Origin of the sequence: Levilinea saccharolytica (assembly GCF_001306035.1) — a bacterium.
Lineage (GTDB): Bacteria > Chloroflexota > Anaerolineae > Anaerolineales > Anaerolineaceae > Levilinea > Levilinea saccharolytica.
In genome coordinates this window covers 122,654-136,095 of sequence record NZ_LGCM01000065.1, presented here as the reverse complement: position 1 = coordinate 136,095, position 13,442 = coordinate 122,654, and the positions used below count along the sequence as shown (strand labels likewise).

At 61.6% G+C, this 13,442-nt stretch carries 15 protein-coding genes; 9 read left to right on the top strand and 6 right to left on the bottom strand.

Features of this window, described 5'->3' with window-relative positions; all coding sequences use genetic code 11:
- Positions 1 to 20: 20 nt before the first annotated feature.
- From rpsB to pyrH, 3 genes are all read left to right on the top strand, one after another.
- Positions 21 to 887: a 30S ribosomal protein S2 gene (gene rpsB, locus ADN01_RS17850; protein WP_062417084.1), complete on the top strand. Its 867-nt coding sequence runs from the start codon at positions 21 to 23 to the stop codon at positions 885 to 887.
- 101 nt (positions 888 to 988) lie between these two features.
- Positions 989 to 1,597, top strand: coding sequence for a translation elongation factor Ts (gene tsf, locus ADN01_RS17845; protein WP_062417083.1), 609 nt, complete (start codon positions 989 to 991; stop codon positions 1,595 to 1,597).
- Between the two features lie 53 nt (positions 1,598 to 1,650).
- Positions 1,651 to 2,370 carry a UMP kinase gene (gene pyrH / locus ADN01_RS17840; protein WP_062417082.1) on the top strand — a complete coding sequence of 240 codons (720 nt, stop codon included), beginning with the start codon at positions 1,651 to 1,653 and terminating at the stop codon, positions 2,368 to 2,370.
- Positions 2,371 to 2,432: 62 nt separating this feature from the next.
- Here pyrH and ADN01_RS17835 read toward each other — a convergent pair whose 3' ends face one another.
- Positions 2,433 to 3,317, bottom strand: a complete 885-nt coding sequence (locus ADN01_RS17835) for an SDR family NAD(P)-dependent oxidoreductase (RefSeq protein WP_062417081.1) — start codon at positions 3,315 to 3,317, stop codon at positions 2,433 to 2,435.
- A 150-nt stretch (positions 3,318 to 3,467) separates the two neighbouring features.
- On the opposite strand from ADN01_RS17835, the gene ADN01_RS17830 reads away from it, so the two are divergent.
- The 6 genes from ADN01_RS17830 to ADN01_RS17805 all read left to right on the top strand — a co-directional run bounded on the left by ADN01_RS17830 (position 3,468) and on the right by ADN01_RS17805 (position 9,111).
- Complete coding sequence (locus tag ADN01_RS17830) at positions 3,468 to 4,289, top strand: SDR family NAD(P)-dependent oxidoreductase (protein WP_062417080.1); 822 nt, start codon at positions 3,468 to 3,470, stop codon at positions 4,287 to 4,289.
- A gap of 272 nt (positions 4,290 to 4,561) precedes the next feature.
- Complete coding sequence (locus ADN01_RS17825) at positions 4,562 to 5,746, top strand: ABC transporter substrate-binding protein (protein WP_062417079.1); 1,185 nt, start codon at positions 4,562 to 4,564, stop codon at positions 5,744 to 5,746.
- Positions 5,747 to 5,827: 81 nt separating this feature from the next.
- Positions 5,828 to 6,703: a branched-chain amino acid ABC transporter permease gene (locus tag ADN01_RS17820; RefSeq protein WP_062417078.1), complete on the top strand. Its 876-nt coding sequence runs from the start codon at positions 5,828 to 5,830 to the stop codon at positions 6,701 to 6,703.
- 14 nt (positions 6,704 to 6,717) lie between these two features.
- Complete coding sequence (locus ADN01_RS17815; RefSeq protein ID WP_062417077.1) at positions 6,718 to 7,611, top strand: branched-chain amino acid ABC transporter permease; 894 nt, start codon at positions 6,718 to 6,720, stop codon at positions 7,609 to 7,611.
- The gene (locus ADN01_RS17810; RefSeq protein WP_062417076.1) at positions 7,608 to 8,393 is read left to right on the top strand and encodes an ABC transporter ATP-binding protein; all 786 of its coding nucleotides are present in this window, start codon (positions 7,608 to 7,610) and stop codon (positions 8,391 to 8,393) included. The genes ADN01_RS17815 and ADN01_RS17810 overlap by 4 nt, the downstream gene beginning before the upstream one ends.
- Positions 8,383 to 9,111: an ABC transporter ATP-binding protein gene (locus ADN01_RS17805; protein WP_062417075.1), complete on the top strand. Its 729-nt coding sequence runs from the start codon at positions 8,383 to 8,385 to the stop codon at positions 9,109 to 9,111. The genes ADN01_RS17810 and ADN01_RS17805 overlap by 11 nt, the downstream gene beginning before the upstream one ends.
- Before the next feature lie 75 nt (positions 9,112 to 9,186).
- Here the strand turns inward: ADN01_RS17805 and ADN01_RS17800 are convergent, their stop codons facing one another.
- The 5 genes from ADN01_RS17800 to ADN01_RS17780 all read right to left on the bottom strand — a co-directional run bounded on the left by ADN01_RS17800 (position 9,187) and on the right by ADN01_RS17780 (position 13,433).
- The gene (locus ADN01_RS17800; protein WP_062417074.1) at positions 9,187 to 10,167 is read right to left on the bottom strand and encodes a hypothetical protein; all 981 of its coding nucleotides are present in this window, start codon (positions 10,165 to 10,167) and stop codon (positions 9,187 to 9,189) included.
- Between the two features lie 36 nt (positions 10,168 to 10,203).
- Complete coding sequence (locus ADN01_RS17795) at positions 10,204 to 10,887, bottom strand: methyltransferase family protein (protein ID WP_062417073.1); 684 nt, start codon at positions 10,885 to 10,887, stop codon at positions 10,204 to 10,206.
- A 117-nt stretch (positions 10,888 to 11,004) separates the two neighbouring features.
- Positions 11,005 to 11,811, bottom strand: a complete 807-nt coding sequence (locus ADN01_RS17790) for a type II CAAX endopeptidase family protein (RefSeq protein WP_062417072.1) — start codon at positions 11,809 to 11,811, stop codon at positions 11,005 to 11,007.
- Positions 11,812 to 11,853: 42 nt separating this feature from the next.
- Positions 11,854 to 12,147: a muconolactone Delta-isomerase family protein gene (locus ADN01_RS17785; protein ID WP_062417071.1), complete on the bottom strand. Its 294-nt coding sequence runs from the start codon at positions 12,145 to 12,147 to the stop codon at positions 11,854 to 11,856.
- Positions 12,148 to 12,329: 182 nt separating this feature from the next.
- Complete coding sequence (locus tag ADN01_RS17780) at positions 12,330 to 13,433, bottom strand: DUF6544 family protein (RefSeq protein WP_147238967.1); 1,104 nt, start codon at positions 13,431 to 13,433, stop codon at positions 12,330 to 12,332.
- Positions 13,434 to 13,442: the final 9 nt, after the last annotated feature.

Sequence of the window (13,442 nt, the reverse complement as noted above, 5' to 3'; positions counted from 1 at the left end):
AAGGAGAATACCCAAACCCTATGGCTACCATCATCTCGATGAAAGCCCTGTTGGAAAGCGGCGTCCACTTCGGTCACCGCACCAACAAGTGGAACCCCTCGATGAAGCCCTATATCTTCACCGAGCGCAACGGCATCCACATCATTGACCTGCAGCAAACCGTCAAAGCCCTCACGGCGGCCTACAACCTGGTTCGCGACACCGTGCAAAACGGCGGCTCCGTCATGTTTGTCGGCACCAAGCGCCAGGCTCAAGAGACCATCCGCGACGAAGCCATCCGCTGCGGCATGCCCTACGTCACCGAACGGTGGCTGGGCGGCATGCTCACCAACTGGAGCACCATCAACAAACGCATCCAGGAGCTTGACCGCCTGGAACGCATGCACGAAACCGGTGAAATCACCCGCCTGACCAAAAAAGAAGGCCTGATCATTGACCGCGAAATCAAGCGCCTGGAAACCCGCCTCAGCGGTGTGCGCAAGATGAAAAATGTGCCCGACCTGCTCTTCATTGTGGATGTGGGCCGTGAATCCACCGCAGTGCACGAAGCCAATCTGAAAAACATCCCGATCCTCGCCATGGTGGATACCAACTGCGATCCCTCCGGTGTGGATTATGTGATCCCCTGCAACGATGACGCCATCCGCGCCATCAAGCTGGTGGTCGGCAAAATCGCTGACGCCGTCCTGGAAGGCAAAGGCATGCGTAAGGATGAGGACATGGAGAAGGAATTGGCCGCCGAAAGCGCTGCCGCCGCTCCCCGCCCCGCCCCCGCCCGCCCGCGGCTGACTGTGGATGCGGAAATGGAAGAAGGCGATCTGCTGGGTGAATCCACCATCGCCAAATTGGCCGCCAAGGACGAAACCGACTCCGAGGCCGAGGCCTAATCCGCACAGCTCCATGGACAAGAAACCTGGCAAGGGGCGCAAGCCCCTTGCTTTATGGAACGGAAACCAACCACCGGTTATCAACAGAAGGGATGTAAAGAATGGCTATTACTACTGAACAAATCAAAGAGCTGCGCGCCTCCACCGGTGCGGGCATTTTGGACTGCCGCAAGGCCCTCGAACAAGCTAACGGCGATATGGCCGCTGCTTTGGATTACCTGCGCGAGAAAGGTCTCGCCACGGCTGCCAAGCGCGCCGAACGCCAGGCCAGCGAAGGCGTGGTGGAAATTTATTCCCACGGCAGCGGCCGTGTGGGCGTGATGGTGGAACTGAACTGCGAAACCGATTTCGTGGCCCGCTCCGAGGCCTTCCGCAATCTGGCGCACGAACTAGCCCTGCAGGTGGCTGCCACCTCTCCCCTCTACATCCGCGAGGAAGACATCCCCGCCGATGTTTTGGAACACGAAGCCAAAATCGCGACCGCCAAGGCGCGCGAAGAAGGCAAGCCGGATGCCATCATCCCCCGCATCGTGGAAGGCACCCTCAACAAGTACAAGGATGAATTCGTCCTGCTGCGCCAGGCCTACATCCGCGACGACAGCATCAGCATCCAGCAGCTCATCAACCAGAACGTCGCCTCCATCGGCGAAAATGTCATCGTCCGCCGCGTTGTGCGGTGGGCGCTGGGTGAAACAACCCAGGAAGAATAATCCACCCAAGGCCAACCCCACGGTTGGCCTTTTTTTTGACTGGAGGTAGCTGCATGGAAGGACTGCAATTCCGCCGGATTTTGCTCAAGCTGAGCGGCGAAGCCCTGGCAGGTGATCAAGGCACGGGCATTGACCCCCAGGCCGCCGGACACATCGCCGAACGCGTGCGCGAAGTGCGCCAGATGGGTGTGGACGTGGCCATCGTCATTGGCGCGGGCAACCTGTGGCGCGGGCGCACCGGCATCGGCCTGGGCATGGACCGCGCCACCGCCGACTACATGGGCATGCTCGCCACCGTGATGAACGCACTGGCCCTCATGGACGCCCTGGAAAATATCGGCGTGGTCACGCGCGTGCAATCCGCCATCGAAATGCGCTCGGTCGCCGAGCCGTATATCCGCCGCCGCGCCATTCGCCATCTGGAAAAAGGCCGCGTGGTCATCTTCGGCGGCGGCACGGGCAACCCCTACTTCTCCACCGACACCGCCGCGGCCCTGCGCGCCATGGAAATTGACGCGGATGTGCTCATTAAGGCCACCAAGGTGGACGGCGTGTACGACTCGGACCCCCACCGCAACCCTGATGCCGTGCGCTTCGACCGCCTGAGCTACATTGAAACTCTCAACCGCCGCCTGGAAGTGATGGACAGCACCGCCATTTCACTGTGCATGGAAAACAAACTGCCCATCCTGGTGCTCAACCTGTGGGATGAAACCGCCCTGCGCCGCGCCCTTCTGGGTGAATCGTCCGGCACGTTGGTCACAGCCGACTGAGGCTGTTCATGTAAACACCCCACCGGCGGGTTTGGAAGGCAGCTTCCAGGCTCGCCGGTTTTTTATTCCCCCGTCATGCCGCATAAGGCACGCGATACGGCCCACAATTCCGCCGCCAGATCGGCGCGCTGGGCTGTGCGGCTGGGGGTCTTGGACTGCAAGTCGCGCCAATAGAAATCCGCGCTGGTTTGCAGCGCCGCCTGTGCGCATAAATACACCACCGTCTGCGCCGGAACCTGCGGCGGGCGGCCCTTTTTGGCGCGCTGCGCCCAAACCCAGGAGGAAATCCCCCGCGGGCCTTTGACGCCGATATCCGTGCGGATCAGCCCTGGGTCCACGGCAAAGGCGCGCACTTCCTGGGGTGGGAAGCGCCGGTTCAGTTCATAGGTGAAGAGCACATTGGCCAACTTGGAGACCTTATAGGCCCACAAGCCCAAGTACAGGCGCGGGCGGGCTGCTCGTTCGGGGTTCATCCAGGTGCGGTAGTGCGAGGCCGAGCTGACCGTCACCACCCGCCCGCCGCCCGGCGCAGCCCGCAGCGCGTCCATCAGCTCCGCCGTCAGCAGAAAAGCGGCCAGATGGTTCACCGCGAAGGTGCTTTCCACCCCATCCTCGGTCCACACCCGCCGTTCGGCATAGATGCCGGCGTTGTTCACCAGCGCCGCCAGCGGCGGGAAATCCCCACCCGCCAGCAGGCCGCGAATTTCGGCGGCGGCCCGCCGCACCTGGGCCTGCGAAGACAGATCCGCCAGGCAGTACGCCGCGCGCACCTGAGGGTAGGCCGCCCGCAGGCGCGCCTCGGCCTGTTGGCAGCGCTCTGCGCTGCGCCCTATACCAATCACCGCCGCCCCCTGCCCTGCCAGCGCCAATAAGCTCTCCCAGCCAATCCCCGAAGTCGCCCCGCTGACCACCACCGTTTTTCCCACCAGGCGCTGCTCGCTGTTCATCGCTGCTCCCTTCTGCTGCCTCTCAAAAGTGAATCCCCTCTGGTGTATTGTACTGGAAGCGCGCTTTTTTGACACCCGCGCGCGGCGTTTCCGGTATACTGGAAGGGTATGACCCCCGCAGCCTCCCTTCGCACAGGAGCGAACTTGCCTATGCCTTCTTACATCCTGATCACCGGCGCGTTGGGCGGAATCGGCACCCGCATGGCCCGCGAACTGGCCCTCCGCGGCTATTCCCTCTGGCTGGTGGACCAGCGCCCCGACGAACAAGCCTTCGCCGCCGAGATTCAGCGTATCTACGGGGTTGAAACGCGCTTCACGGCGCTGGACGTCACCAACGTCGCCGCCCGCGCCGACTTTCTGCAGGCGCAGGCCGCGGCTGGCGCGCGCTTTTGCGGCCTGATTCACATCGCCGGGCGCGACTTTGAAGGCGCCTTTTTAGAAAAATCCCGCGATCAAATCGTGTACCTCTCGCGCCTGATCATCGAAGCTAACCTGGACCTCACCCACGGCATCCTCAGCCTGCGCGACCCCGACCGCCGCTTTTTGCTCATCAGCATCTCCAGCCTGGCGGGCTTTTTCCCCATGCCCTACAAGGCCACCTACGCCGCCGCCAAGCGCTTCCTGCTGGATTTTTCGCGCGCCCTGCACGAAGAAATCCGTGAATTTGCCGACGTGCTGGCGGTGTGTCCGGCGGGGCTGCCCACCACAGCCGAATCGCGCCGCAAAATCGCCGCACAGGGCTTTTGGGGCCGCGTCACCACTGTGGATACCGACCGGGTGGTGCGCCGCGCGGTGGAGCTGGCCCTGCGCGGGCGCTCGGTGTATGTGCCTGGGGTGCTCAACCAGATCTTTGCCGCCCTGGGCGGTTTGCTGCCGCCCGCCTGGGTGGCCCTGTGGGTGGGGCGCCGCTGGCGCAGTGCCCAGCAAAAAGTGCGCGCCATGCTGCAAACCCAAGACGGCCAGGAAACCTGAACCGCTCCGGTCAACATTGCCGATTTTCCTGACTTGACACACCCCCTCTGAATGCATAGAATATTTTGCATAGGGGGTGTTTTGACAACGCTGTCCGGCTTTTTTTTGGGCTGTACCGCCGGATGAGTTGTTTTTTGTTTATCTGTTCCATATCGGAAACCATCATCCATTGCACAACCGTTTAACAGCCCCATATTTGCAGTACCTGAGGATCCCTTCAGGCGTCGTTCACTTTCCCCCCTACCCTTCATTTCATCAGGAGCAGAAAGCACATGAACCGTCCGTCCTCAATTTTTTCGTGGTTACGAGTCCCCCTGGTGCTCGTGCTCGCCGCCGGTCTTTTGCTCACCGGCTGCCAGCAGGAGAAAACCATCAAAATCGGCTACGTAACCGAACAAACTGGCGTGGAAGCCTATATCGGCCAGGCCACCGTCCCCGCCCTGCAGGATTACATTGACGAGGTCAATGCGGCGGGCGGCGTGGGCGGTTATAAATTGCAGTTGGTGGCCTACGACACCCGCTCTGAGGTCACCGATGCGGTCTCCGTCACCAAACGGCTGATCGAGCAAGACCGCGTCACCGCCGTCATCGGCCCGTCGTGGTCCGCCGCGGCCATCCCCATGGCTGAGATCGCCGACACCAACAAGGTTCCCATCATCGCCACCACCGCCTCCAACGTCAACGTCACCGTGGACGAAAAGGGCGAATTGAATCCCTTCATGTTCCGCGTGTGCTTCATTGATCCCTATCAAGGCTTTGCTCTGGCCGATTACGCCTATAACGAACTCGGCAAACGCAAAGTGGCCTTCCTCACGGATGTGGCCTCGCCCTACTCGGTCGGCATCCAGCGCTACTTCGCCGAGCATTTTGTGGAACTGGGCGGTGAGGTGGTGGCCGAAGAAGGCTATCAGACCGGCGACACCGAATTCCGCGCGCAGCTGGCCAAAGTGAAAGACTCCGGCGCGGATGTGCTGGTGGCTCCCGCCTACACCTACCGCGACGCAGGCCTGATCGGCCAGCAGATGAACGCCCTCGGTCTGACCATCACCGTCATGGGCGCGGACGGCTGGTTTGTGGACGACCTGCTCTCGATGGCGGGTAAGGAATTGGAAGGCGCGTATTTGACCAACGGCGTCTCCACCGACGACCCGGCCTTCGCCCCCTTCAACGCTGCTTTTGAAAAGAAGCACAACGTCAAAGCCAATATCTACACCTACTACACCCTCGACGCCATGTACGCCATCAAGTACGCGCTCGATCAGGCCGTCCAAAAAGTCGGCAGTCCCGACCCGGTGGCCGTGCGCGATGCGTTGGAAAACATGAAGGATGTTCAGGTCTTCACCAGCAAAATGACGATGGAGCCGGACACCCACAACCCCCACAATAAGCCCATTCTGATCATGACCATCAAAGACAGCAAATGGGAAATTGTGAAAACCTTTATCCCAGGTCAGTAAGGCAGAGCCAGACTCCACGTTGAAGCCCGGGGTGTTCGCGGCCAACAACCGCGAACACCCCCTGGAAAAAAGGATAAGCCCATGGAATTGTTCTTTCAGCAAATCGTCAGCGGTATCTCAATCGGTGCGGTGTATTCCTTACTGGCAGTCGGCTACGCATTGGTGTACAGCGTGTACAACTTCACCAACTGGGCCTTCGACGCCTTCATGGCGTTCGGCGCGTTTATGGCCTTTTACGCCATATCGCTCTTTTTTATGCCGTTTTGGGCCGCTGCACTCATTTCCATTGTGTTGACCATTGTGCTGTCGGTGGGGTCAGAGCGCCTGGCCTACCGGCCGCTGCGGCTGCGCAAAGCCCCGCGCTTGTTCATGATGATCTCGGCTATGGGCGCCAACCTGATGATCGTCAACCTGCTCAACCTCATCTTCGGGGGCTCCTTCCGGCGCTTCCCTGTGGATGCAGCCAAGCCCTTCTTCATCGGCAACGTCTCCATCGGGCGCATGGACCTGCTGGCAGGGGCCATCTCCTTCGCCATCCTGGCCCTGCTGTGGTGGTTCCTGTACCGCACCAAACCCGGCCTGGGGGTGCGCGCCAGCAGCATTGACATCATGACCGCCTCGCTGATGGGGGTCAACAACGACGCCGTGGCCTTCATCATCTTTGCGGTCACCGGCGCGCTGTCTTCGGTGGCGGGCGTTTTTTACGGCATCAAATACGCGGTCTTCCCCTACATGGGCCTGGTGACCATCAAAGCCATGATCGCCAGCATCGTCGGCGGGCTGGGCAGCCTGCCTGGGGCCGTGGTCGGCAGCCTGATTTTGGGCGTGCTGGAAACCCTGGTGGCGGGCTACATCTCCTCCACCTACCGCGACTTATTCTCGTTCTTATTCCTGGTCATCATCCTGCTCTTCTTCCCCAACGGGTTAATGGGCAAATCGGGTGATGAAAAACTCTAAGGAAAGGTGCAGCCATGGGATACATTAACGCGATCATCATCCTGGGCGGCATCAACGTCATCGCCGCGCTGGGAGTAGCCATCCTCACCGGATACACCGGCCTGTTCTCCATCGGCCACGCCGGATTCATGGCCCTGGGCGGGTACATGTGCGCCATCATGGTCATGGAATTCAACGTCCCCTTTGCCATCGCCCTGCTTATCGGCGGAACCTTCGCCGGGCTGTGCAGCTTCATCATCGGCTACCCGGCCTTCCGCAGCCGTCTGCGCGGGGACTACTTCGCCATCGCCACCCTGGGCTTTTCAGAAGCTATCCGCCTGGTGCTGAACAACACCTACGAGGTGGTGGGCGGCGCATTCGGCTATATGGGCATGTCCACCCTCACCACCCTGCCCGTCATTCTCATCGCTGTGGCGTTGGCGCTGTACTTCGCCCACATGTTCGTCACCTCGCAGTACGGCAAAAACTGCATCGCCGTCAGCCAGGATGAAGTGGCCGCCCAGATGATGGGCGTCAACCTGCTGCGCACCAAGCTGATTGCCCTGTTCATCAGCGCATTTTATGCCGGGGTCGCCGGGGGGTTGCTGGGCTTTTACATGGCCTACCTCTCGCCCTCCTTCTTCTCCATCACCCGCTCCTCCGACCTGCTGGCGGCGGTGGTCTTTGGCGGCATTCAGTCCCTCATCGGCCCCTTCATCACCGCCTTCGTGCTCATCGCCGTGCCCGAACTGCTGCGCTTCTTTGCTGAATGGCGTTTGGTGGTCTACGGCTTGCTCTTCGTGGTGGTCATGCTCTTCCGCCCCCAGGGTCTGCTGGGGTATGTGGAAATGAACTTCGCTTTTGCCCGCCGGTGGTGGAGCAAACTCACCGCCAAAAAAGACGCCTCCGCCAAAGGAGGTGCAGCATGAGCACGGCCATCCTCTCCCTTCGCGATCTCACCGTAGACTTCGGCGGCGTGCGCGCCGTCAACCAGGTGACGCTGGATATTCAGCCCGGCGAACTGGTGGGCCTCATTGGACCCAACGGCGCGGGTAAAACCACCGTGTTTAACCTCATCACCAATTCCATCCAGGCCACCTCCGGCGACATCCTCTTCCAGGGTAAGAGCATCCGCAACAAAATGCCCGACGCCATCTGCCGCATGGGCATCAGCCGCACCTTCCAAAATATCCGCCTCTTCCCGCAGATGAGCGTCTACGAGAATGTGGAGCTGGCGCTGCACAACGCCCCGCGCTATTCCATCCTGGAAGCCTTCGTGCGCACGCCCCGCGCCAGCCGCATTGAAAAAGAGACCCGCCAGCGCGCCTTTGAACTGCTGGAAATGGTCAGTCTGAAGGACTATGTGCACGAAAAAGCCGCCAATTTGCCCTACGGCCTGCAGCGCCGCCTGGAAATGGCCCGGGCGATGGCCGCCAACCCCTCGCTGCTGCTGCTGGATGAACCCGCGGCGGGCATGAACGAAGATGAATGCAACGATCTGATCAAGCTCATCCGCCAAATCCACACCCAAATGGGCTACGCCATCATCATGATCGAACACCACATGAACGTCGTCATGGATCTCTGCGCCGGGTCGCGCATTTACGTCCTCAACCTGGGCAGCATCCTGGCTGTGGGCAGCCCCGCCGAAATTCAAAGCAACCCCGACGTCATCAAAGCCTACCTTGGGGAGCGCCGAAATGTCCGCTAACTCACCTTTATTGGATGTTCAGAACCTGGTGGTGCATTACGGGGGCATTTGCGCCCTGAACAGCGTCAACCTGCACGTCGACTCGGGCGAAATTGTGGCCGTCATCGGCGCCAACGGCGCGGGCAAATCCACCCTGATGCGCACCATCGCCGCCGTCAAAACCTTCACCTCCGGGGCGGTGCTGTTCAACGGCCAGCCGCTGAAGAAGGACGCCTCGCGCGTGGTGCGCGACGGCATCACCCTGGTTCCCGAAGGCCGCCGCATCTTCGCCCCCCTGACGGTGCGCGAAAACCTGATGTTGGGTGCCTACACCCGCTCAGACCGTAAGGAGCAGGAGGAAACCCTGGAAGAAATCTACGCGCTCTTCCCGCGCCTGAAGGAGCGCCTGCACCAGCGCGGCGGCACCCTCTCCGGTGGGGAACAGCAGATGCTGGCCGTGGCCCGCGCCATGATGTCGAAACCGCGCCTGTTGCTGCTGGATGAGCCTTCGCTGGGTCTGGCCCCCATCGTCATTGACGCCATGTTCGACGCCATCGTCAAGCTCAACCGCGAGCTGGGCCTCACCATTCTGGTGGTGGAACAAAACGCCTCGCTGGCCTTGGAAATGTGCCACCGCGCCTATGTGCTGGAAACGGGCACCATCCGCATGGAAGGCCGCGGCAGCGATCTGCTGCAGGATAAGCGTGTGATGGAAAGCTACCTGGGCATCACCGGCTGATTGAGTCCCACTTTGCCGAAACATAAACGAGACGCCGCGCGGCGTCTCGTTTTTTGTCTATCTCGCGGCGGCCCGTCAGGCCTGGGCGGTTTCCATGCACTGACGGATCCTCCAGGCGGCCAGGGTGAGCCAGCGGGAAGGCGCTTTCTTCTGACCGAACTCCCACTCCTTCCAGGCCGTCCACACAGACTCCAGGGTAAAGCGCCCCTGCGGGTCGGCTTTGGCGCTCATGGTGTCCAGCATATCGTGCAGGCGGGGGTCGCCGCGCAGCCACGGGAAGCGCGAGAGGACGTCCAGCACATGCATCAGGTCATACCAGACAAAAGGCACTTTCAGTTTGCGGAAATCGGTGCCCATAAAAAACATATAGGGGTGCTGGGTCTCGCTCTGCGTCCACAAGCTGAGCAGGGTCTCCGCCCCCGTGCGGGCGGCAGGGCCGTCGCGCAGGCTGTCCTCCGCCGCCGCCAGTGCCTTGAGCATGGCCAGGGTCGCGAAGGGGCAGGGGTCGGCTTTTCGCCCCGGCCCGCGAAAGCTGCCCAGCTCTTTGGAAACCACACAGGGCCAACCGTTCTCCCGCACCAGTCCGGTCAGATACTGGAGGGCTTTCTGCACCGCTGGTTCGTGTTCATAGCCGAGCCGGAGCAGAGCAGAGACGATCAGCGGCGCATCGCACAGCGCCCAACCCCATTGATCCTGGCCCGTTCCGCCGTAATGTTCGGCGATGTTCATGGGCAGCCGGAAGGGGCCTTCGGGGGAAGCCTGTTCCAAAATGCGCTCGACAATCCCATTCACGCCGGGGTCAGCCGCCCTCAGTCCCAGTTCCGCCAAAAAAGTGAGCTTGTGAAAGGGTTGGCTGGCGCTTTTGTGACTGGCCAGCACCGTGCCCGGCCAGCCTGCCAGCTCCGCCAGCAGCTTCTGCACCAGCGGGCTGGCCAACATGGCCACCCGCGCCGTCTGCACCGCGGGGTCGCTTTCCGGCTGGTTCAGCACATCGCGCCGGGTGCGGTATGCAATCCAGTCCTCCCCTTCCAACAGCCAATCCACAGGAATCTGCATGATTCTTTCCTCCATCCTTGGCGGGAGCCGGCAGCCTCACCACACCCCTGGGAAGAGGCGAAAGCGCACCTGCCGGGCGTAGTCGGCGTAGCCTGGCAGCTCCGCCAAAAGGGTGCGGTCTTCCAGCACGGTACGCACCATCAGCAGTACGGCGCTCAGGCCGCTGACCGCGAAAGCCCACCAGGAAGCCAGCAAGAGGGAGATGGTCAGTTCGTACATAATCGCCCCCAGGTAGCCTGGGTGGCGCACGTAGCGATACGGGCCGCCGCTGACCACCGTGTGCCCGCGCTCCCCCTGAATGCGCACAACCTGCGAAAAAAACGCGTTTGAAGCCGTGGCCCACACCACCAGAGCATATCCCAGAGCGCACACCACCAGAGCAGCGATCTGAAGCGCGGTTGGGAATTCGCCCGTCCAGCCGTAACGCTGGTCCAGACCAGCGGAAATGTAGCGAGCCAACTGCAGCAGTCCCACCAAGCTCAGGAGAACCGTATCCCAGGACTTAGCCCCCTTGCGCGGCCCCAAACGCTCGGCCAGGAGAGTCGGGTTGGTGCGCAGAATAACCACGGCTGTCGCCGCAGTCCAGGCAGCTATCACCGCCAGGGCAGCCCAGCCCGGCCACCAGTCTATTCGTCCGGCGGACACAAACAGGGCAGCGCCCATGACGGCCAGCCCCATCGTTTCCCGCACGGCGTACCGCACAATCAACTTCGTGTTCATCGGCTCTCCAATCACACAGAAGGCGGTTTATCGTTTCATTCACCGGCTGGCTGAGGAGTTGGCTGAAATATGCCGACTTATTGGAAATTCGCTTGGGGAGCCCCCCTAAAAACTCAGTCAGGCGCGCGCGGTGGGGGCGCCCATTTTCCAGAAAATCAGCCCCACCAGGATACCCGCGGCGGCCAGGCCCAGGCCAAATTCGGTGGTGAAGTAGAACGTCTTGCCGGTGTCGAGCGTCAGGGGATCCAGCACGGCCTGAATGATAAAGTTGTGCCCGCCGTGCAGCAGCACCGCCGTCCACAGGCTGCCGCTTTTCAGGCGCAGCCAGGTAAAGGGGAAACTGATGCCCAACACCATCACGGCAAAGCACAGCCACCCAAACCACACCGGCGTGCTGGAACGATAGTCGCTGAATAAAATCAGCGGGGTATGCCAAAGCAGCCAGATCAGTCCGGAGAGGAGTGAAACGCGCACCCAGTCCAGGTCCTTGGCCATCTCCGGCACCAAAAACCCGCGCCAGCCAAGCTCTTCCCCCAGGGCGGTGATGCCCGTGCCCAAGGTGGCCAGAAGGAGCAGAGTCACCAACCCCTGCACCGAGCCCATGCTGGCAAGGGTGTCCGCGTTCACCTGGCCCAGCCCAAAAGCCCACACCAGGCCGTAGACGACACCCGCATAAACAAAGGGCAAAAAGTAGCTGAGGAGCTGCCAGCGGGTCTGTCCCCAGCGCCAGCCCAGGCCGCGCAGGGATTTATAGCAGATGCGGCTGGTGAGGATGGCGGCGATGCCGGGGCACCACATCAGAACAGCGGTGAGGCCGCCCTGCGTGCCCAGGCCCATGCCGATCATGGGGATATACAGCAAAAAGCTGAGCCCAAAGGTGATCCCCAGAAAAATCAAAATGGGCTTACGGCGAAAAACGATCATGGATAAAACTCCTCGCTCGGGATATTGATTAAATTATACCGCTCAGGCTGCGGCAAACAGCCTGGAAAACCCCGGGTAAGCCGCCAGGGGGATGATTTCAAAGGTGATCAGCCCCTCTTTCACCAGCGGCAGGGTCGCCAGGGCTGCCTCGGCCTCCTCAGCATCTCGACATTCCAGAATCAGCACCGCGCTGTGGGCATCCTGACGGAAATACAGCTCGCGAATGGTGCCGGCCTGATAAAGCTCCCAGGCGCGGGCAGCCTCGGCCTTCAGGTGCGGCTGAAAGCGCTCCGCGGGGATGCCCTCGGCTTCTTTCTCAATCGCCAATATTTTCATGGTGTGAATCCTTGTGCAAAGTCAAGGCCGGCAGCATCCTGCGGCCCATGTGTAATGAAATTATACAATCAACTATTCCAGCGTCTGTACATCACAGCCGAATCAATTCACCCCACCCGCCCAGAAATTGCTCTGGAGGGGTGGGGTGAGGTTATTTTTGCACGGTGATTTCGCTGCCCCCCCTAGGCCCCCTTCTGGCGCAGATAGGCGCTGACATCCGCGTTGTAGACCGCATCCTCCAGCCATTCCGTCAGCCAGGGCGTGCCCTCGTCTTCCCAGGTGGCCGTGAACACCTTGCGGCCGTCCACCACGGGCGACTCGCACCACCAGCGCATGGGCGGGGTCTTGCTGTCGCGCAGGCGCAGCGTCTCCAGGCGCACAAAATCACCGCTGACCGGATCAAACTCAAAGGTGAAGGTCTGCGTTTCCGCTCCAAAGGGCACGTGCAGTTTGGCCTGCCGCTCGTCCACGCTCTCCCAACGCACCCGCGGGTCGGTGACCAGCGAGACCGGGTAATACATCATCTCAGCCCATAAGCCCTGGTTGGCGGCGCTGTCTACAGCGGGGCCTTCTTCCACCCCAAAGGGCAGTTCCAACCGGCCGCGGCCGTCCCTATAGACTTCGTTGACCTTCATCACCGGCCGCCCCCAAAAGGTGGCCTCCAGGTAGTGGCGGTAATCGTAGCCCGAGCGGTGGGCAAAGCGGATGCGTGCCGGAAAGGTGACGCCCATCACGCGCAGCGTGCCGCGCCCGGTGAGCACCGCCGAATGGATCCGCGGCAGGCGCTCGCCGTACACCCCGCGCAGATAACGTTCCACCGGCTGAGGCAGCCCTGGGGGCAGGGGCACGCTGTCCACCGTCCCCGCCGCCAGGGGCGCCGGCGGGAAAGGCACGGGGCTTTGGCGCAGGCCAAACACCACCCCCAGCACCAGCAGGACAGCCGCATTGATCCAGGCCCCGCGATAGGCCGCTTCCCAATCCAGAATGCACAGCACCAGCGACACCAGTGCGGCCGCCAAAATCACCCCGGCCCAGGCCCGCCGCCGCAGCGCCAGCAGCACCGTCCCCACGGCAAAAGCCAACCCCGCCGCCAGCCAGACCGCCGCGAACAGGCGCATGCCCCCTGCGCCCAGCACCAGTCGGCCGCCCCACAGGGCGGTTTTATACGGCAGCTCGGCCACCTCGGCCAGCGGCCAATAGGCCGCAAAGCCCATCGCATGTACCAGGCCGTGCAGCAGCAGGCCTACCCCAAACAATCCACGAAAAAATCGCATCATTGACTTCATCTTGATCCT

Bases quoted from the DNA above. Each gene is read 5' to 3' on its own strand.
- rpsB (WP_062417084.1), top strand. From the start codon at position 21: ATGGCTACCATCATCTCGATGAAAGCCCTGTTGGAAAGCGGCGTCCAC.
- tsf (WP_062417083.1), top strand. From the start codon at position 989: ATGGCTATTACTACTGAACAAATCAAAGAGCTGCGCGCCTCCACCGGT.
- ADN01_RS17815 (WP_062417077.1), top strand. From the start codon at position 6,718: ATGGGATACATTAACGCGATCATCATCCTGGGCGGCATCAACGTCATC.
- ADN01_RS17825 (WP_062417079.1), top strand. From the start codon at position 4,562: ATGAACCGTCCGTCCTCAATTTTTTCGTGGTTACGAGTCCCCCTGGTG.
- ADN01_RS17810 (WP_062417076.1), top strand. From the start codon at position 7,608: ATGAGCACGGCCATCCTCTCCCTTCGCGATCTCACCGTAGACTTCGGC.
- ADN01_RS17835 (WP_062417081.1), bottom strand. From the start codon at position 3,317: ATGAACAGCGAGCAGCGCCTGGTGGGAAAAACGGTGGTGGTCAGCGGG.
- ADN01_RS17785 (WP_062417071.1), bottom strand. From the start codon at position 12,147: ATGAAAATATTGGCGATTGAGAAAGAAGCCGAGGGCATCCCCGCGGAG.
- ADN01_RS17805 (WP_062417075.1), top strand. From the start codon at position 8,383: ATGTCCGCTAACTCACCTTTATTGGATGTTCAGAACCTGGTGGTGCAT.
- ADN01_RS17800 (WP_062417074.1), bottom strand. From the start codon at position 10,167: ATGCAGATTCCTGTGGATTGGCTGTTGGAAGGGGAGGACTGGATTGCA.
- ADN01_RS17780 (WP_147238967.1), bottom strand. From the start codon at position 13,433: ATGAAGTCAATGATGCGATTTTTTCGTGGATTGTTTGGGGTAGGCCTG.
- pyrH (WP_062417082.1), top strand. From the start codon at position 1,651: ATGGAAGGACTGCAATTCCGCCGGATTTTGCTCAAGCTGAGCGGCGAA.
- ADN01_RS17820 (WP_062417078.1), top strand. From the start codon at position 5,828: ATGGAATTGTTCTTTCAGCAAATCGTCAGCGGTATCTCAATCGGTGCG.
- ADN01_RS17830 (WP_062417080.1), top strand. From the start codon at position 3,468: ATGCCTTCTTACATCCTGATCACCGGCGCGTTGGGCGGAATCGGCACC.
- ADN01_RS17795 (WP_062417073.1), bottom strand. From the start codon at position 10,887: ATGAACACGAAGTTGATTGTGCGGTACGCCGTGCGGGAAACGATGGGG.
- ADN01_RS17790 (WP_062417072.1), bottom strand. From the start codon at position 11,811: ATGATCGTTTTTCGCCGTAAGCCCATTTTGATTTTTCTGGGGATCACC.